The organism is Pseudomonas sp. GW821-FHT11G12 (assembly GCF_058808055.1).
The window spans coordinates 62,974-81,516 of record NZ_JBXARH010000005.1; the positions used below are offsets into that span (position 1 = coordinate 62,974).

Genomic DNA, 18,543 nt, shown 5'->3' on the forward strand with positions numbered 1-18,543 from the left:
ATGAAAAGATCTCCGTACTGGCTGGGCCTGCTGGCAGCGCTGAGCCTGCCATCGGCCGAGGCGGTCAATCAGGAAATCCGGGCGCTGTTCCAGCCCGATTCCTCGCAGCCGAACAAAAATGTGTTCGTCAACAAAACACCGAACAGCGGTTATTGCGCGACTTATCCCGGTCAGTGCTCCGTGAGCAATATGTTCAGCATTCAGATTCCGGTGCGGTTCGAATCCACACGCGCCATTGCGCCTGGCGATGGTTTGGGAGTGAGGGCACCGGCCAATTGGCGGCGGTTGATGGTCACGAACCGGGACACACAGGAAACCGAAACCGTTGAAGTGCGAATCATCGGTATAGGGTCCAACTTTATCCTGAGCGATTCGGCTGCCAATCTGGTGGGGGTGACAAACATCCTTGAAGGGCATCAGAGACTCTGGACCAGCAGCAGTTGGGTCTATGTTCCGTCACCCTGTGCATACAGTGGCGTAGGTGCCTATTCCCCTGCGGCCTACAGGTTTTTCTGGAAGGCACCCGTAGAGGCCGCGTGTACCAAAGTGGCCGCCTACCGAATCCCGTCGATGTCCTTCGACACCCTCGATTTTGCCTATGAGTTGCGTACACCCAATCCTCTGGGCATGTCCTCCGGGCTGTACACCGGATCGCTGTCCTACACACTCGGTCCCACCGGCGACTTCCAGATGGGGTCGATGATGGTGCCGGATGACGGCAATCTGACCCTGGACTTCGTACTGGACGTGCAACACACGCTGAAAGTCGATCTTCCGCCCGGTGGAAACAAGATTGCGCTGGAGCCCGCCGGAGGCTGGCAACGCTGGATCGACAGCGGTCGCCGGCCGACAGAGATCTTTCGTGATCAGCCGTTTTTCCTGTCCTCGTCTTCGCGATTCAAGGTGATGCTGCAATGCAGCTCTCTGGGGGGGGCGGACTGCGACATTGGCAATAACCAGGTGGGTTACTCCAAGTTTCAGGTCCGGCTCACGGTACCGCCGGGCATCGTGGGACCCGGAAATCAAGACGGTTGGTCCAGCACTCTAAGCCACAACACGTGGATCGGCCCGTTCGAACCCAGCCGGTACATCGACCGCAAACAGGGAATGCTGCGCTTCTTCATTTCCCCCCGATTCATGGATTTTCTCAGGCCCGGCATGAACGGCACGCTGACGGGCAACGCCACGATCATTTTCGATTCGGAAGTATGAGTGCCCGATACGCGGCCATTCCGGTTTTTCATGAGGTTGAAACGATGACACGTCTGTTTTTGCTATTGCTGTGCGCGGTTTTCTGGACAACGGCCAACGCCGGGCCGCAGATCAATGTGGGGACGGTGTACGACTACCTGGACGGCGAGAAGAGCACCTACCTGAAACGGGTGTTCAACAGCGGCGACAGCACCGCGTTCGTCAAGGTCAACGTGCTGGAGATCGTTTACGACAGCGACGGTCAGCCCAAGGAAATCCCGGTCACCAATGCCGCTGATGGTGCGTCGCGCAACGGCCTGATGGCCAGCCCGGCACGGCTGATCATCCCGGCCCAGGGCATGCAGGGTACGCGCTTGCTGTACATGGGCGAGCGCGATCGCGAGCGCTATTTCCGGGTGCGATTCGTGCCGGTGGTACCGGAGAAGGAGGACGACTTCGTGATTTCCAGCGAGGAGCGCGAAGACTACAAGAAGACGCTGTCGGCCGGCGTCAATGTGATGACCGGATTCGGCACGGTGTTTTTCGTGCGCCCGAAAGATGCCCGCTACGACACCGTCCTCAATGACACCGGTAGTCGGTATGAAGTGCGCAACAACGGCAACACGGTGGTGGTGGTCGACGAGTTCAAGAGCTGCTCGCTGGACAAGGAAACCGATTGCGGTGCGACCGTCAAACACCACGTCATGGCCGGCCGTACGTTCGGTTTCGATAAGGAAAAAGGCCGCGAATACCGCTTCAAGCTCGTCGAAGGCGAGCGCAGGCAGGATCTCAAGGTCGTCAGCCGCTGAATACGGATAACCCGATGAACAGACATTTTATGGCCGTCACACTGGCAGCAATCAGCGCATTGTCTTGCACCACGGCGTGGGCGGCCCGGGAAACGCTGCAGTTCGAAGTCACGCTGACGATCCCCAGCCGATCGTTCTACATCCTGCCGTCGGAACCGGGGTGGATTCATCGGCCACAGGTTCTGCTCTGGAACTACCCGGATTCAACACTTGGCGGCTTCAGCAAGAACTTCGATGTGCGGCATGACACCAGTGCCATCGAGGCTCGCCTGGAAAGTGCGCCGTACCTGTCCAATGGCAGGCCTGGCGAAAACATCGACCTGCGCGTGCGCTTCAACAATGTAGAGCTGAGTGCCGATCCGGCATTTCGTCAGGTGCTGTCAAAAGAGGAGGCCGTGACAGGCAAACGTGTTCCGCTGGAGATAGACCCGATCACACCGGTGGGCGGTTACAAGGCCGGCGAATACGTCGGCAACGTCCTGGTGCTGTTCAACGCCAGGGCCCCAGGCGAATAAGTGGTGACGACCGGCGTCCGTTCTTCGTTTACGGAACATGAAAGGTCGCAGTCAACACCTGCCACAAAGCCGCCAGGGAGGCGGCTTTTTATCGATGCAAAGGGAAGTGACATGATCAAGCAAGCGGTCATTGCCGTGTCCGTGGGCGTTTCGACGCCGATGTCCGGAGGCGTTTTCGCGGCGCAGGAGAAACACATCTTTGAAGTCTCGGTGGACATTCCGACCCTGGAATTTTATGTGATACCCAGCGAATCGGACTGGATCCACCATCAGCAGACGCTGCCCTGGGACCTGAGGACGTCCACCCTCGGTGGTCTGCGCAAGAACTTCGATGTACGCACCGACAGCAGCGCCATCGAAGCCCGTCTCGAAAGTTTCGCCATTCTTTCCAGCGGCCAGGACTCGCGGGATGACATCAGCCTGCGCGTCACCTTCAACGGCGTCGAACTGAACCACAACCCGGTACCGCGTCAGGTCGTGTCCCGCGAGGAGGCGGTGGCGGGCAAGCGGGTGAGCCTTGAAATCGAACCCCGTGTGCACCCGGACGGGTATACGCCGGGAGACTACTACGGCAGCGTCAACATCATTTTCAACGTGGCGGCCCCGGCGGGTTGAACGCTTGAAACACAACAGACCGATTGCTGAGCAAGGAGTTGGTAATGGTTTCAGGGTTGCGAAAGATCCACAGATTCAATCAGGCAATTGGGTGGGGCGGGGTATGCGGGTGGTTGCTGTCGAGCGCCGCGTACGGAGTGTCTCAGGAAATCCGTGCGGTCTACATTCCCGATCCGGCCAATCCACAGACCAACACCTTCATCAACCAGACACCCCAGAGCGGCTACTGCGGCACTTATCCAAACGATTGCAAACCCATGTCGGGTGTTCGCCTGCCACTGCGTTTCGCTTCAATACGAGCGATCGAACCGGGTGCGTCCGAGCGTAACGGCGCGATGTTCAGGATGCCGGCGCAATGGCGCAGCCTGGTGGTCACCAATGTGTTCACCGGTGAATCGGCAACGGTGGAAATGCGCATCGGCGGATTTGGTTCCCAGTATGTGCTGAGCGACACAGCCGCCAGCCTGACGGGCGAAACCGATGATCAGCAGGCGCATTTCAAACTCTGGGGAACCAGTTGGGGATTTGCGCCGTTACCTTGCCGCGCCGGAGCGATGTCATCGTACGGGCCGGACTTCTATCGCTTCTTCTGGAAAACACCTGCCGAAGGGACGTGCGCCAAACAGACGGCATTCATGATTCCGTGGATGTCGTACGGTTATCTGGACGTGGCCTATGAACTGCGTACGCCGAATCCGCTGCAGATGTCGGCCGGCCTGTATACAGGCGCATTGACCTATGGCGTCGGCCCCGGGATGGACATGGACACTGGCGACAATCTGTTGCCGGACAATTCGGCCGTGACCTTCAGGTTCGTGCTGGATGTGCAGCATGTGCTCAAGGTCGACATTCCCCCCGGCGGCAACAAGGTCGTACTGGTACCGCAAGGCGGCTGGCAGGCCTGGCTGCAACAGGGGCGCAAACCGGTGCGATTGTTCCGCGATCAGACCTTCAACATTTCGTCGTCGTCGCGATTCAAGATGTTTGTCGAATGCCAGTACGGCGGCGTGCAGTCCTGTGGGCTACGGGATGCCGAGGGGGGCGTGACCGATGCGCAAGTGTTCGTGAGTGTCAGCCTGCCCGACAGCATCACCGACAGCGCGGGCCAGCCTGTGCGTCGTCGGCCGTTGACGTCCAGCCCCGATGCCCCGGGATTTCAGCCGGGCCGGTTTCTGGAACGGGCAGCGGGCACGTTGCATTTCGAAATACCCAGGGACTACGTCGAGCAGATGCTGCAGCCCGGCCAGGCCAGGCGGTACGCCGGTAATGTCACGGTGATCTGGGATTCAGAGGTCTGACGCCCACCCTGAAGGCAACCGGTCCGGTTGCCTTCAGGTGACTCCGGTCGGGTCAGATCCTTGCGCGGGCCATGGCCTCGCGAGTCAGTCTTCGTTTCAACGTTTTCTCCTGCCGGCCAATGCCTTCAAGCAACTCGTCGTAAGTCTTCTGGCTCATTTTTTCCGGCGTGAAGACCGCTGCGTCCGGTATGGAGAGTTTGCGCCCCAGTTCGGCGAGTGCCCGCCTGAGTGGCGGTGAACGATCAGCGGATTCGACCCAACTCGCCTGGGCTGCCCGCAAATCGATCAGCAGATCGGCCTTTTCCTGATGCGCACGAGTGTTGGTTTCGATTTCTCCCGGCCAGGTCTCACGCAGATACTGATCCCAGAAGGGTTGGTCGAGCATCTGGTCGATCAGACCGTCACCGGCTTCATCATCGACAATGCTGTCGTAGGCGGCATCAATGGTTTCATCGCTGACCCCGGCAACCTGACGGAATTTCATGGCCTCGGACTGCCAGGGCAGTTCAAGGCGTCTGGCCAGGCCTGTTTCATAGGCCAGATGGACTTCAACCTCGTCCGGTTCGCCTTCTCGGGCCGCGATATCGGCTCGGGCGATCTCGTTCACTTGCTTGAGTCGTGCAGCGCCTTTGGCCAGTGTCACCAATCGCCGTTCAAGCTCCTCGGGAGAGCTGGAAAAGGTGCGTGCCTCCGACTCCAGTACGCGTATTCCCATGCTGTTGAACAACTGGGCCCCGGCATCTTCGCAACCTTCGGGATCGGTGGACATCAGGAACAGCTCTTCGCGCAGCCGGGTGTCGATGTCCATGGCGTCGACCATTCGCCAGACACGGTCGGTCAACTGATCCAGGGCCTCGCCACCCTGTTGGTAGTCGGCAGAGCGGGTCAGGTCTTGCAGTACCCTGAAAAAACCATCGGAACCAGGCTCGCTTGCCAGTTCGTGCCACGCTTCTGGACGAAGAGCCCCGATGCCGGGCGTTTCATCAGCCAGTTCGGTGTCCACGGAAACCGGCCATTGCTCCAGCAAATCTTCAGCAATGGTCGCGTAGCTTTGCGAAGGGCGCATACCCACTGACCTTCGATATTGCTCGTAGGTGGAGCGGGCTCGTCTGGTGAGTTGATCCAGATGGACGCGAGTACGGGCGATCAGTCGTGCTTCATTGGAACCGGGCGCCACTTCGGGGATGTACCTGAGCGGATTGTTGCCCAGATCGAGAAAGAATCCTCGGGAGCGGGAAACATCGAACAGGCCCAGCGGCCAGGCGTCGATCTGCGTATTGATCAGGCTCAGGATCCGCAACCTTGGCATGCGCCCGACCGACAGGGGCATGCTGACGGGATTGTTGTCCAGCCTCAGGACTTCCAGGCGTGTCAGCGTGTTCAATTGCTGCGCATTGGCGGGTGTCAGTTGCAGCTGGTTGTCGTTCAGACGCAGGGCTTCCAGACGCTGCATCTGACCGATACTGGCCGGCAGGGTCTTGAGACCGCAGCGTCTGGCGCTCAGTTGTCGCAACTGAGGGAAATCCTTCAACAGCCCGTTCGAGGCCGAAGAGAACCCCTGACCGTCCAGGTTCAGTGTCGTGACCTGATCGAGCCAGGGTTTGAGACCTTCGGGCAACTGCCTCCACCAATCCTGAAGGTCATGGGGCAGCATCTCTTTCGACAGGTCCAGCGCGTACCCACTCTCAAGGCTGGTGCTGCGCTCCTGGAACACCTCGGATCTGCGTTCGAAACACTCCAGAAGACGGTCGGCGATAAAGCGTCCGCCCTTGTGTTGATATGCCCAATAGGTTTGCGGCACCCCCATGCTCTCGTAGTCAACCGGCGCACTCTCTGCCCGGAGTTTATGTTCCCAGGATTTTAGTATTTCCTTCAAAGCTTTGAGTTCACGTTCCAGCCGTTCGACTTTCCAGTGCGCATCGCCGGTGCCGTGCAATGACCGGGTGAACGCCGTCACTTCTGTTTCGCTGAAATGCGGGTAGAGATTTCCGACTTTCTCTTCCACGGTCAGCGGCCCCTTGGACAGCCTCGGGCCGCGCAACAGCAGTTCCGTTTCCAGCGGGACGAATGGGTGGACGGAGGGGCGGGCCAGCAATGTCCTGCGTTCGGCCGGCGTCTCGCTCATGAGCATCACCCATTGCCTGAACATTCGCCCTTCACCGATGCGATAGCCAAGGGCCGTGCGCTTGGCTGAGGGCAAGGCTGACAGTACGGCGTCGTAGAAACCGGCAGCCTCGTGCAGTCTGTTGTGAGCTGCGTCATGCACCTCATAGCGGCCGTGTTCGTCCCTGATCAGCCTGCGCACCGTGGTGGCAGCATTAGGGCCCGCGCTGCAGCGCAGCTGGCCGTCGTCCGTGCCTTCGCGCACCTCGATGCGCCAGTCCTGGTAAGTGTCGGTGTGGATCTTCAAGGCATTCAGGGCGAGGCGTTCGGTGTCGGGTATCAGCAGTGCCGGATCATGCACGCCCTCATTGGCCCGGGTCGCCAGAACCTCGAATTCGATTTCGCGAGCCTGACTCTTCAGGCGCAGCGGGAGGCGTTGCTGGTCGGTCATGATGCTGTGTTCGGCAGCTGTCGCCTCGCCTGCCACCGATTCGGCGAGCCGTGCAGGCAACCGCGGAAAGTGGCGCTGGATCAACTGGGCCCCGGTATCGGGCGTGCGATTCTTGAAGTTGTACTGATAGTCGAAAATCTCCATTCGCCGGGTAACCGCGAGTTCGGCCAACTGGTTGCGCAACACTTGCACCCGTTCGGCCTTCGGGTAGTTCCCGCCGAGCAGGGATTGCATGTCGACGTCGTCGAGAAAGTCCACCAGCCGCTCAGGGAGTTTGTTGGCCATTACATCGGCAATGCCGATGGACAGTGTCTGACCGTCAGAAGCCTGGGGATTGCCGTATTGCCTGTAAGCACCGGTCAGATCGTTGTTTTGCCAGACCTTCAGGGCCTTGTCGGCAGGCCAGCCCGGCATGTCAGGGACTATCCGGTCGAACCAGTGCGATTCTGGATAGAGCGGCTGTCCGGTACGAATGAGTTCGCCGACATTTTTGGCTTCCTGCCAGGTCTTGAAGCGGGTGAGCGTATCGTCCAGTAACGGCGGTGGCGGGGTGTTTTCCACATGCATCCGGCGCAGCGAGTCGAACGGCGTGCCACTGATGCGGCGTATTCGTTCCAGCTCGGCGTCACTCAAACCGTCGACCGGGTGACCCATTCGGCGCATCAGGCGTGTGCCTTCCCACTCATGGGGGGACTCGGCCTCGTGAGTCCAGGCCCCCCGGCCGTTGTGCTGCAGTCGTGGTGAATAAGCCTGCGGTCGGGAAGGGTGCTCGACACGATAGTGACCACTGTTGCGATCGAGCCTGACCGCATAGTGCCTGCCCTCCAGCGGCAGTACAGACTTGCCGGCGTGTTGGTGCAGACCCAGGGCATCCGGTCTGGAGCCAACCGGAAGCGTCAGTTGCGACTGCTCGTACGGTTTGAGATCCGGGTGCCACAAGCGCGTGCTGCCATCGAACGAACGCACCGCTTTCATGTTTTCAATCAAGGGAGACAGCTTCAGCAGCAACGGCTTGGCGATCAGGGCGCCACTGGCGAAAGCCGCCAGTTGAAGAACATCGTTGACCACCCCCACCACATGCTCCGCGGCTTCTTCCCAATGGGCCAGCGTCAGATCCACCACACCTTCGATGACTTCATTGGTCAATTGCCAGGCGGTGTAGCCAAGCATTGCAAGGCCGACGACAGGCACAAAGGGCGCAGCCACCATCACCGCCACGTTCAGGATGTCCTGGACAATCTTGAAGACGTTCGCCCACCAGTCTGCGCGCGCGCTCTTGTCCGCATCGGCGGTAGGCACGGCAATGTTGCGTGCATCGTTGAGGATCTTGTCGAGCTGCCGCTGATAGAGAGATTCCCACAATGGCCCGGTGATGGCTGTCGCGCCGTATTGCAGGTTCGGGTTGCTGATCGGTGTTTCGCGCCAGGACGGACGCGAGTCTCCGCGTTCGTGTGGATACCATTTCACATGCGTCAGACGCTGTTTGAGATCGGCGAAGAAGTGCCCGCGCTCATGGTGATCGACGAACTGGCTGAAGAACTGCCAGTAATTGCCACTGCTGGAGGGCAGGGTTTCGTTCCTCTGCAACTGACCGGTCAGTTCCTTGAGAAAGGCGAGGTGGGAGTCGTATTCCTTCAACGGATGTTCGGGGTCGTGCGGGACGTAGACGATGACTCGCGAGGAATGCAGCGGCTGAGCGGGATCGGGACGCAGGATCAGGATGCTGGTCAGCTTCAGATCCATGATGTTCAGTTCGCACGCCTGCATCGGCTGCTGGCCAAGCTTGAGTGCCACGCGACCATCGAGCAGGGCGCGAATCAGTTGAAAACCTTCGCGGCTGATCTCTTTTTTCGCCAACGCCATGTGCGCGGCTGCCTGCAGCGTGGCCTTGTGACTCTGTACAACCCGTGACTGCACATAACTGCGCGCCACCGGCTCGTCGTTCAACAGCATTTCCTGCAGGTGCGCTTGATAGAGTTTGCCGATATCCAGTTCCCGACACAGCGTCTGGAACTGGGCAACGGTCATCAGTCGATCAAGTGGCGAAATATCGTACTGATCATCCACATGTTCTCTTTTGACGAGAAACGCGGAATTCGATGCGTAAGTTTCGTTATAGGAAAAGTTGTTCAACGCGGCTTCGAGTAATGACACTTTTCTTGTAGTTGAACCCCCTAATGTCCCTATCACGTACCAAGGCGATGTGGCTTCGCGATATAGCATCAGAAACGTATTTCCGGTGTCGACATCAATGCCGGTTTTTTCCCGTAAACGGGCCTTGAGCAGCGGTTCGGCAAACGAGTGAACGTCTTTCAGTCGGGTCAGTGCCTTGTCGGCGCTGTTACGGGCTGCCCAGGCGTTTTTATTGACCCTGGCCAGTTGCGGCGTCATCCACGATTCACGACGAGGTTTGATCATTCTCAACGCTTCGCCGTGTTGCGGCTTCATATCGATAAATACCGGATCGATCCGCGATTTGATTAATTCGTTATGTTGCCCTTTGTATTCAGTTGTTGCGGTCATGGGTACAGCCTTGAATAAGTCAGGAAGGTTCAGCCTAACGTTCAAGAGTGCAGAGAATTAGTTCAAAAGCCTGCTGTTCGAGTGCGAGCCTGGCAGGCAAATCATTGAATATTGGAATGCATAAAATAATTAATTATTGCCTCCACAACTTCAATCGGGGTTAAGCGATGGCAGGTTCATCAGGGCCACCTGGGGAACCTGCGGTGGCCGACATTGCGAATCACTGCCCGGTTGCAGATAGGGCATCAGAATCGGCGCCATGCCCTTGAGCACCTGCACTGGCAGGGCCGAGGTGAACTTGAAGTTCTCCGCCGAGCGTCCCGGTACGAACGCAGTGAGTGTGCCGAAATGGTGGTCGCCGATGTAGAACACGAAGGTCGCCGTACGGTTGATCGACTTGGAACTCAAAATGCGTCCGCCAGAACCGATGGCTTCGATACGGTTGTCGCCGGTGCCGGTTTTACCGCCCATGGTCAGCGGTGTTCCATCGTTCAGTTTGAAACTGCCGGAAACACGTTTGGCCGTTCCCGAATCCACCACTTGCGATAGCGCTTCACGCATCGCCGTGGCGACTTCGGACGGCATCACCCGTTTGCCGACATGAGGGTCGTTGACCAGTTTGGTTTCGTAAGGCGTGCCGGCAGCAAAATGCAGGCTGTCGATGCGCAGCGTCGGCATGCGCACACCGTCGTTGAGGATGGTGCCGATCAACTCGGCCAGCGCGGCGGGGCGGTCGCCGGAGCTGCCGATGGCGGTGGCCAGCGACGGCACCAGGTGATCGAACGGATAGCCGACTTTCTGCCAGCGCTGATGGATATCGAGGAACGCCTCGATCTCCAGCATGGTGCGGATGCGACTGTCACGGGCGCCCTTGTGCTTGCTCTTGAACAGCCAGCTGTAGACTTCCTGACGCTCGAACTGGCTGGCCTTGACGATCTGGCCCCAGGTCGCGTCCGGGTGATTGAGCAGGTAGCCGATCAGCCACAGGTCCAGCGGGTGGACCTTGGCGATGAAGCCTTGATCCGGCAAATCATAGGTGCCGGGACCGTAGGCGAGGTAGAGGCGTTCCAAGCGCTCGTCGGTGAGCTTTTCGGTGATTTTGACGCCCTTCAGGTGCGAGCGCACGAAGGTGTTGAAGTCTTCCTGACTGGCGTTGGGCAGCAGATAGCGGTGCACGGCGGCCATGCGGATCGGCGTCGGGCGCATGCTGTCGAGGAACGTATCGAGCCGGGCCTGGGTGTCCTTGTTCTTGTACTTCTTCCAGAACTTGAGCAGGAACGAGGTGCCTTCGCGGTCGGCGAACGAAGCGAGGTATTCCTGACGACGCGGGTCGCGGTCGTCCTTGAGCAATTCGGCGCTGTTGTTGGGGCCGGAATAGGTGGTGTAACGCACCAGATCGCGCATCAGGCGAATGAACGGCAGGTTGATCGACTCGCGCAGGGCATCGCGCAAGGTCGGCATGCGGCCGTTGTCTTCCTTGCGGAAGTTGTGGAACACGTGCAGGCCGCCACCGGTGAAAAACGCTTCGCCGGGGCTGGCGGAATATTTGCGGTCGAGGGCGGCGCCGAGCATTTTCGACAGATCGTGATCCTTGTTCTGGATCAGGTAATCGATCACCCACTGGGTCAGGCGATCCTGATCCGGCACGTCGACTTTCTTCAGTTCCGGCACGGTCATGGCGCCGTACTTGTCATGCAGTTCCGAGATGATTTGCAGGTAGGTGGTCAGCACCCGCATCTTCGCCGTGGAGCCCAGTTCCAGTTTGCTGCCCTCGTTGATGTCGAACGGCTGGTCGGTGCTGTCGGTCTGCACCCGCACTCGCGAACCGTCCGGAGTGAGCTCGAACAGGGTGAAGCTGTAGCGCACCTGAGTGGTGCTGGTGGGCGTCAGCAGGCGCTCGCCCATCAGCCCGACTTCGGTTGCATAGGCCGGGTCGGCGAGTTTTTTCAGGTAGGCGGTGGCCTGGGTTTGCAGCTCGCCTTGCAGGGTGCTGGTGGCCGAGAGGTCGAGGCGGTCGAGGTCGTACAGCGGACGATTGAGCATCGAGGCCAGACGGCTGCGCGCGACGCTGATGCCTTTGTTGGTCTCGATCGGCTGGATGGTCGGCTGGGTCTGCCAGTCGCGGTAGGTGACCTTGCTGGCCAGGGACGCATCGGCCAGCGCCGCGTCGATCACACCGTTCTGCTTGAGCAGGCGCAAGTGGCTGTCGGTGAGGTCGGCCAGTTCTTCGCGGCCCTTGGTCAGGTAATGGGAAGGGCGGCGTTGGGCGATCATCAGCGAGAGCATTTCGCGCAGGGCCAGGCCTTTGTCCGCCAGGGTCTTCGGATCAGTCGCAGTGCTTGCCAGTTTTGCATTGGCTTCATTGAAGTCGGCGCCGTACCAGACCCGCAGCCCCTCGGCCATGCCATGGACTTCGCCATGCCCCGGCACCGCCGACAATGGCACGCTGTTGAGGTAGTCACGAATGATGTTGCGCCGCGCCGGCAAGGTATCCGGGCCGGCCTGATAGGCGCGCACGCTGGCGGAAATCATCTGGCGGATTTTCTCGGCACCGTTCACCGTCAGTCCGTCAGGCGAGTGACGATACTTTTCCAGTTGCGTGGCCAGGGTGCTGCCGCCGGCCGACTGCCCGGGCAGGTGCAGGAGCTTGGCGACTTGCGACCACGCGGCCATGCCGAAGCGCGGCCAGTCCACCGCCGGGTTGGCCATCGGCTGTTTGGGATCGAGCAGGAAGCGGTTTTCGATGAACAGCAGGCTGTTGACCACCACCGGCGGAATTGACTCGAAACTCGAATACAGCTGTTGCGGATAGTTGTACTGATACAGCGGCGCGGCCCGGCAATCGGTGATCGACAGCCCGGCCTGGATTTTCTCGGAGTAGGGCACGAACAGGCCCTTGTCGGTATAGCCGAGCAGCGCTGGCGAGAAGCGCGTCTGTTCGGTGATCACATAATTGCGCTTGAGCAACCGAGGCAGAAATTCGTCCAGCGAGCTGTAGCCCAGACGCAGATCGAACGGCCCGTTGCCCGGATAACGAATGGCTTCGCTGGGGCCCGGTTGCAGTTCATAGGTCAGTCTGGCGGCGTACTGGCTGACCTCGCGGGATTGAAAGCGCGAGGTGCGCATTTCCTTGGTCGCGGCCAGGCCCACCACAATTGCAATGATCAACAGCAATAGCCAGAAAGCCTTCCACCCATGCCGATTACGACGGGGTTTCTCAGGTGCAGGCGCTTCATCCACACGTTCAGTCGGAACCACTTTTTCACTCGAATCGGTTTGCCACAAAGCGCCCATAGTCGATTGATCCATTCACGCAGATTGATCGGACTTGTCTGAAGCTTAGTCGGTGGTTGGCGCGGGTGAAAAAATTGTGAAGGGGCGAGCCTGAACAAATCTGCAAACCGGGCAGTCGCTTCGCAATGCTGGACTGCAAGCCCGACAGGGCCGGATTAGAGCAGTGCGCGGGTAAATACGACTTGGGTAGGGGCATGACGCTGCACCATTGCTGTGCAATACTCGGCGCCCATTTCGGCAGTGAATAATCCGGTTTTTTCAGGAGTGTTTATCTCGAAAGTCCGATGATTGGCGAATTATGTCGCTGAATATCGCGTCTTTTAGAGTGAAATTTCCTGCTGGAAGCTTTTTATACTGCCAGCCCGCTGATCCTCCAGGTCTGGCCCTGCAGGACGCATCTGCCCACGAGGCAGGCGCGGTGTCGGGAAGCCAAGGCCTACCGGCCGACGCTTCGACACACGGTGGTCTATCCAATAACAAGACGAGGATGTCCCCAAATGCCAACAGGCAATCACCTGCCTCATGGCGAGACCGCTCAAGGCGGCCCGCTCAAACGCGAACTCGGCGAACGGCACATTCGCCTGATGGCGCTCGGCGCCTGTATCGGTGTCGGTCTGTTTCTCGGTTCGGCCAAGGCCATCGAAATGGCCGGCCCGGCGATCATGCTGTCTTACATCATCGGTGGTCTGGCGATCCTGGTGATCATGCGCGCCCTCGGCGAGATGGCCGTGCACAACCCGGTCGCCGGCTCCTTCAGCCGTTACGCACAGGATTATCTCGGCCCGTTGGCGGGCTTTCTGACTGGCTGGAACTACTGGTTCCTGTGGCTGGTGACCTGCGTCGCGGAAATCACCGCGGTGGCGGTGTACATGGGCATCTGGTTCCCCGATGTGCCGCGCTGGATCTGGGCGCTGGCGGCGCTGATCAGCATGGGCTCGATCAACTTGATCGCGGTGAAGGCCTTCGGTGAGTTCGAGTTCTGGTTCGCCCTGATCAAGATCGTCACCATCATCGCCATGGTACTCGGCGGCATCGGTATCATCGCCTTCGGTTTCGGCAACGACGGCGTGGCGCTGGGGATTTCCAACCTGTGGGCCCACGGCGGCTTTATGCCCAACGGCGTGACGGGCGTGCTGATGTCCCTGCAAATGGTGATGTTCGCCTACCTCGGTGTGGAAATGATCGGCCTGACCGCCGGTGAAGCGAAGAACCCGCAGAAGACCATTCCCAATGCGATTGGCTCGGTGTTCTGGCGGATTCTGTTGTTCTACGTCGGCGCGCTGTTCGTGATCCTGTCGATCTACCCGTGGAATGAAATTGGCACTCAGGGCAGTCCGTTCGTGATGACCTTCGAGCGTCTGGGCATCAAGACCGCCGCCGGCATCATCAACTTCGTGGTGATCACCGCCGCACTGTCGTCGTGCAACGGCGGCATCTTCAGCACCGGGCGCATGCTCTACAGCCTGGCGCAGAACGGTCAGGCGCCGGCCGGTTTCGCCCGCACGTCGAGCAACGGCGTGCCGCGTCGGGCGTTGCTGCTGTCGATTTTCGCCCTGCTGCTGGGTGTGCTGCTGAATTATCTGGTGCCGGAAAAAGTCTTCGTCTGGGTCACCTCGATCGCCACCTTCGGTGCGATCTGGACCTGGGTGATGATCCTGCTGGCCCAGCTGAAATTCCGCAAAGGCCTGAGCGCCAGCGAACGTGCCGGCCTGAAGTACAAGATGTGGCTGTTCCCGGTCAGTTCCTATCTGGCGCTGGCGTTCCTGGTGCTGGTGGTAGGTCTGATGGCGTACTTCCCGGACACTCGCGTGGCGCTGTATGTCGGCCCGGCGTTCCTGGTGCTGCTGACCGTGTTGTTCTACGTGTTCAAGCTGCAACCGAGCGATGCGTCCCGGGGCGCGGTGCGTTCGGCGTCGTAAAACGCCAGTGCTGAAACGCGAAAGCCCCGGTCGATTGGCCGGGGCTTTTTCGTTGGTGCAGGTTTAAAACCGCTGGTCTGAAAGACCGGTGAAAACGACTTCTGATCCTTTGTCATGTTCCAAGCTTTATCACTGTCGAAATCAGCACAGCAGTGAACAGAGGCACTGAAATGAGGATGAGCGATTTTCTCGTACGAGAACTCGGCCGCCGTCAGGTCGTGCTGTTTTTCCTGCTCGCCACGACGCTGTACATCCTGCCGCTGATCCTCGCCGACTTCCCCTACATCGACGACAACTGGCGCACCCTGGCTGCCGGCAATGTCTGGGCCGGGCAGGGGCGGTTGTTCATGGACTGGCTGTATCAGGCGCTGACGTTCACCGGCGCTGCGCCGAACATCTTTCCTTTGCCGTTGTTGCTCGCCACGGTGGCCATGTCTTTGGCCCTTACTCGTCTGACCTTTCACTATTTCCCTGAACCGACACTGGCCTGTTGCCTGGTGCCGTTGCCGCTCTGGTACAACCCGTTCCTGTTGCAGAACCTGTCCTATCAATACGACGGGGCCGGCATGGCCCTGAGTCTGGTCGCGGTGATTTATGCGATCACTTTTTGTGGTAATTCCAAAATACAGCGATGGCTGGTGCCGTCGGTGTTACTGGCGCTGGCGATCGGGTTGTATCAGGTCAGTCTCAATGTGTTTCTCGGGCTGTGTTGTGTGGAGTTGCTGAGGAATGTTCATCGGCGAGTGCCGTGGGCGGAGTTCTGGCGCCTGTCGGGATGGAGGCTGGCGCAACTGGTGCTGGCGGTGCTGATCTATGCGGTCACGGCCTATCCGTTCACGGAATCCGGGCGCACGGAGTTGCTCAACGGTAGCGCTGATCCGCTGTTGCAGATCGGCATCAATATCGGTCGGGTGATGGAGAAAGTTGCGCTGCTGTTTCACGGCGGCTACACAACGGTGTTTATTGTGTTGGTGCTGTGTGCACTGATCGGTGGTGTGCGGTTGGGACGGCAGATTCGCCTGCGCAATGAGCCCACCGCACAAGGTTTGCTCCTGGGATTTATCTGCCTGCTGACGCTGCCGTTGATTGTGCTGCTGGTGCCGGGTATGACGCTGCTGTTTCGCGACTTCAACGAAGGTGCGCGAACCCTGATGGGGTTCGGCGTGCTGCTGATCTTGCTGTTCTATCTGGCCTATGTCGGGTTGACGTCGCTGCACTCGCGGCTGCCCCTGTTGTTGGCAGTTCCGCTTCTGGCAACGTTGTCGCTGTCCTTCGCTTACGGGCGGGTGCTGATGATGGAAAAAACCTTCGCCAATAGCGCCCTGTACAGCCTCAGCCAGGACATTTCCTCCCATCGCGAACTGCGCGAAGCCAAACGGATTTATCTGTCAGTGACTTACTCCGACCGCTGGCTGGCGGGTGCGGAGGGCACCTTCAGGCAGCTGCCGGTGCTGCGCTACTTGCTGAACATCGACTACTTCATGCTCGCGGAAAACCTGCCGTCGGCCGGTATCACCAACGTGGTCGCGGAACGCGAACGGCGCAACGCCACCCGCGTCGGCTATCAGGGGTTTCCAGCGTTGGTGGATCGACTCTATTACCGCATCTACCTGATCGGAGATTACGGTTTCATCGTCATGAAAGAGCCGCCTCACGGCCGGTTGCTGCAATGGTGACCGTTGGTCAGAAACCACTACCGACCTGTAATTTCTGACAGTAGACCCCGCCCGCGCCTTGCCCTAGCGTGAAATCCCGCCTTGAACCGCAACAACAGGGATCTGCGATGAATGTCTTGTGGAAGGGATTTTCCGCGCCAATGATCATTGGCCTCGCCAGCATGCTGATCCACTGGCAGATCTTTTTCGTACTGATCACTGCCGCTGAGTTTGATCAATCGGCGAGCAACTTCGCGGCATTCTGTTTCGCCGCAGCGTTCTCGTTCTACATGAATGCGCTGTATACGTTCGAGCTTGAAACGCCCTTATGGGTGTACCTGGCGTTTATCGGTGTGATGAGCATCCTGAGTTACGGCGTCGGGTGGGTCGCCGATGCCCGCCATCTGCCGGGGTTGATGACGGTCGCGGTGTTTTCACTGGTGAATGCGCTTCTGGGGTACTGCTTTTTCCGCTTTGTGCTGTTTCGCGAACGTCATACCTGAGGGCGCCAGCCTGATCGGACTGGCGCCTCGGTCAATGACTAGGCGGCCGCTATTTCCTGCGGCTCAAAACTGTCCGCTCTAGCCATCTGCCACATCCGCGAATAGAACTCGCCGTTCACTTCCCCGGTGAGCAACTCCCCCGGTTTCAGGAACACGTGCAGCTGCGAGAACAGTTTGATCTCGGTCGCCGACATGCGCCGAACCAGATGCTTGGCCGACAGTTGCGATGGATGTTCGAGGCCGGCGGCGGCGAGCATTTCTGCCAGCGCCTTCAACGTATTGCGGTGGAAGTTGTAGACCCGCTGCGCCTTGTCCGGCACCACCAGCGCGCGCTGGCGCAGGTTGTCCTGAGTGGCGACACCGGTCGGGCATTTGTTGGTGTGGCAGCTTTGCGACTGGATGCAGCCGATGGCGAACATGAAGCCGCGCGCCGAGTTGGCCCAGTCGGCGCCGATGGCCAGCACGCTGGCGATGTCGAACGCACTGACGATCTTGCCGCTGGCACCGAGTTTGATCTTGTCCCGCAGATTCAAGCCCACAAGCGTGTTGTGCACAAACAACAGACCCTCGCGCATCGGCACGCCGATGTGGTCGGTGAACTCAACCGGCGCGGCGCCAGTACCGCCTTCCTTGCCGTCGACCACGATGAAGTCCGGGAGGATGCCGGTTTCCAGCATGGCCTTGGCGATGCCCATGAACTCCCACGGATGGCCGAGGCAGAACTTGAAGCCCACCGGTTTACCGCCGGACAGTTCACGCAATTGCTGGATGAAATGCATCATCTCGATCGGCGTGGAGAACGCGCTGTGGCGGGACGGTGAGATGCAGTCTTCGCCCATGGAAATGCCGCGGGTGTCGGCGATTTCCTGGGTCACTTTGTGCTTGGGCAGAATCCCGCCGTGGCCGGGTTTGGCGCCCTGGCTCATCTTGATTTCGATCATCCGCACTTGCGGGGTCTGCGCCTGGGCGGCGAAACGTTCCGGGTCGAAACGGCCGTCGCTGGTGCGGCAGCCGAAGTAGCCGCTGCCCAGTTCCCAGGTCAGGTCGCCGCCGTTTTCGCGGTGATACGGGCTGATGCTGCCTTCACCGGTGTCGTGGGCGAAGTTGCCGAGTTTCGCACCCTGGTTCAGCGCGCGGATCGCGTTGGCGCTGAGGGAGCCAAAACTCATGGCCGAAATGTTGAACACCGACGCCGAGTACGGCTGGGTGCATTGCGGGCCGCCAACGGTCACGCGAAAGCTGTTCGGGTCGCTCAACGGCGCCGGGCGCATCGAGTGACCGATGAACTCGAAACCGGACTGATACACATCGATCAGGGTGCCGAACGGTTTGTCGGCGCTTTCATTCTTGGCCCGCGAGTACACCAGCGAACGCTGGGCGCGGGAAAAGGGCAGGGCGTCGCTGTCGGATTCCAGCAGGTACTGGCGGATTTCCGGGCGAATACCCTCGACCAGATAACGGATGTTGCCCAGGATCGGGTAGTTGCGGCGCACCGCGTGCGGGCTCTGCATCAGGTCAAACAGACCGATCAGGCTCAGCACGCCAGTGACGGCGGTGATCGGCCACAACCAGTCATGGTCGAGAAAGGGCAGGCTGGCGAGGGTGAAAATCACGCAGACGGCAAAGAAGGCGTAGCGGCTCAGGAGTGACAGGCTCATACGGTTTCC

General features: G+C 59.5%; 11 protein-coding genes. 8 read left to right on the forward strand and 3 right to left on the reverse strand.

All coding sequences use genetic code 11. The features are described 5' to 3' along the window. From AC1RR7_RS16585 to AC1RR7_RS16605, 5 genes are all read left to right on the forward strand, one after another. Positions 1 to 1,212: a hypothetical protein gene (locus AC1RR7_RS16585; RefSeq protein WP_493066046.1), complete on the forward strand. Its 1,212-nt coding sequence runs from the start codon at positions 1 to 3 to the stop codon at positions 1,210 to 1,212. Between the two features lie 44 nt (positions 1,213 to 1,256). Further along, a complete protein-coding gene (locus AC1RR7_RS16590) occupies positions 1,257 to 2,000 on the forward strand; it encodes a molecular chaperone (RefSeq protein WP_493158013.1) in 744 nt (247 codons plus the stop codon). 14 nt (positions 2,001 to 2,014) lie between these two features. Continuing rightward, positions 2,015 to 2,515: a CS1 type fimbrial major subunit gene (locus AC1RR7_RS16595; RefSeq protein ID WP_493158014.1), complete on the forward strand. Its 501-nt coding sequence runs from the start codon at positions 2,015 to 2,017 to the stop codon at positions 2,513 to 2,515. Positions 2,516 to 2,626: 111 nt separating this feature from the next. Then, complete coding sequence (locus tag AC1RR7_RS16600; protein WP_102620797.1) at positions 2,627 to 3,130, forward strand: CS1 type fimbrial major subunit; 504 nt, start codon at positions 2,627 to 2,629, stop codon at positions 3,128 to 3,130. A gap of 137 nt (positions 3,131 to 3,267) precedes the next feature. Beyond that, positions 3,268 to 4,428, forward strand: coding sequence for a hypothetical protein (locus AC1RR7_RS16605; protein WP_493158015.1), 1,161 nt, complete (start codon positions 3,268 to 3,270; stop codon positions 4,426 to 4,428). Between the two features lie 52 nt (positions 4,429 to 4,480). On the opposite strand, the gene AC1RR7_RS16610 is transcribed toward AC1RR7_RS16605, so the two are convergent. Together AC1RR7_RS16610 and AC1RR7_RS16615 are read right to left on the reverse strand one after the other, a co-directional pair. After that, the gene (locus tag AC1RR7_RS16610) at positions 4,481 to 9,505 is read right to left on the reverse strand and encodes an NEL-type E3 ubiquitin ligase domain-containing protein (RefSeq protein ID WP_493158016.1); all 5,025 of its coding nucleotides are present in this window, start codon (positions 9,503 to 9,505) and stop codon (positions 4,481 to 4,483) included. 150 nt (positions 9,506 to 9,655) lie between these two features. Further along, positions 9,656 to 12,799 (reverse strand): transglycosylase domain-containing protein, encoded by a 3,144-nt coding sequence (locus tag AC1RR7_RS16615; RefSeq protein ID WP_102620794.1) that lies wholly within the window; start codon positions 12,797 to 12,799, stop codon positions 9,656 to 9,658. A 497-nt stretch (positions 12,800 to 13,296) separates the two neighbouring features. Here AC1RR7_RS16615 and AC1RR7_RS16620 point away from each other — a divergent pair, with 497 nt between their 5' ends. The 3 genes from AC1RR7_RS16620 (at position 13,297) to AC1RR7_RS16630 (ending at position 16,876) form a co-directional block, all read left to right on the forward strand. Further along, positions 13,297 to 14,718 carry an amino acid permease gene (locus AC1RR7_RS16620; protein ID WP_102620793.1) on the forward strand — a complete coding sequence of 474 codons (1,422 nt, stop codon included), beginning with the start codon at positions 13,297 to 13,299 and terminating at the stop codon, positions 14,716 to 14,718. Between the two features lie 170 nt (positions 14,719 to 14,888). Beyond that, entirely contained in the window at positions 14,889 to 16,394 is a 1,506-nt protein-coding gene (locus AC1RR7_RS16625; protein WP_493158017.1) for a glucosyltransferase domain-containing protein, read from the forward strand. A 107-nt stretch (positions 16,395 to 16,501) separates the two neighbouring features. Beyond that, positions 16,502 to 16,876, forward strand: a complete 375-nt coding sequence (locus tag AC1RR7_RS16630) for a GtrA family protein (protein ID WP_493066042.1) — start codon at positions 16,502 to 16,504, stop codon at positions 16,874 to 16,876. Between the two features lie 38 nt (positions 16,877 to 16,914). Here the strand turns inward: AC1RR7_RS16630 and AC1RR7_RS16635 are convergent, their stop codons facing one another. Then, the gene (locus tag AC1RR7_RS16635) at positions 16,915 to 18,534 is read right to left on the reverse strand and encodes an FMN-binding glutamate synthase family protein (protein ID WP_096818530.1); all 1,620 of its coding nucleotides are present in this window, start codon (positions 18,532 to 18,534) and stop codon (positions 16,915 to 16,917) included. Positions 18,535 to 18,543 lie beyond the last annotated feature (9 nt).

What these genes read in the sequence shown, in the direction of transcription:
- AC1RR7_RS16585 (WP_493066046.1), top strand. Translation starts at nt 1, where the DNA reads ATGAAAAGATCTCCGTACTGGCTGGGCCTGCTGGCAGCGCTGAGCCTG.
- AC1RR7_RS16590 (WP_493158013.1), top strand. Translation starts at nt 1,257, where the DNA reads ATGACACGTCTGTTTTTGCTATTGCTGTGCGCGGTTTTCTGGACAACG.
- AC1RR7_RS16595 (WP_493158014.1), top strand. Translation starts at nt 2,015, where the DNA reads ATGAACAGACATTTTATGGCCGTCACACTGGCAGCAATCAGCGCATTG.
- AC1RR7_RS16600 (WP_102620797.1), top strand. Translation starts at nt 2,627, where the DNA reads ATGATCAAGCAAGCGGTCATTGCCGTGTCCGTGGGCGTTTCGACGCCG.
- AC1RR7_RS16610 (WP_493158016.1), bottom strand. Translation starts at nt 9,505, where the DNA reads ATGACCGCAACAACTGAATACAAAGGGCAACATAACGAATTAATCAAA.
- AC1RR7_RS16615 (WP_102620794.1), bottom strand. Translation starts at nt 12,799, where the DNA reads ATGGGCGCTTTGTGGCAAACCGATTCGAGTGAAAAAGTGGTTCCGACT.
- AC1RR7_RS16620 (WP_102620793.1), top strand. Translation starts at nt 13,297, where the DNA reads ATGCCAACAGGCAATCACCTGCCTCATGGCGAGACCGCTCAAGGCGGC.
- AC1RR7_RS16625 (WP_493158017.1), top strand. Translation starts at nt 14,889, where the DNA reads ATGAGGATGAGCGATTTTCTCGTACGAGAACTCGGCCGCCGTCAGGTC.
- AC1RR7_RS16630 (WP_493066042.1), top strand. Translation starts at nt 16,502, where the DNA reads ATGAATGTCTTGTGGAAGGGATTTTCCGCGCCAATGATCATTGGCCTC.
- AC1RR7_RS16635 (WP_096818530.1), bottom strand. Translation starts at nt 18,534, where the DNA reads ATGAGCCTGTCACTCCTGAGCCGCTACGCCTTCTTTGCCGTCTGCGTG.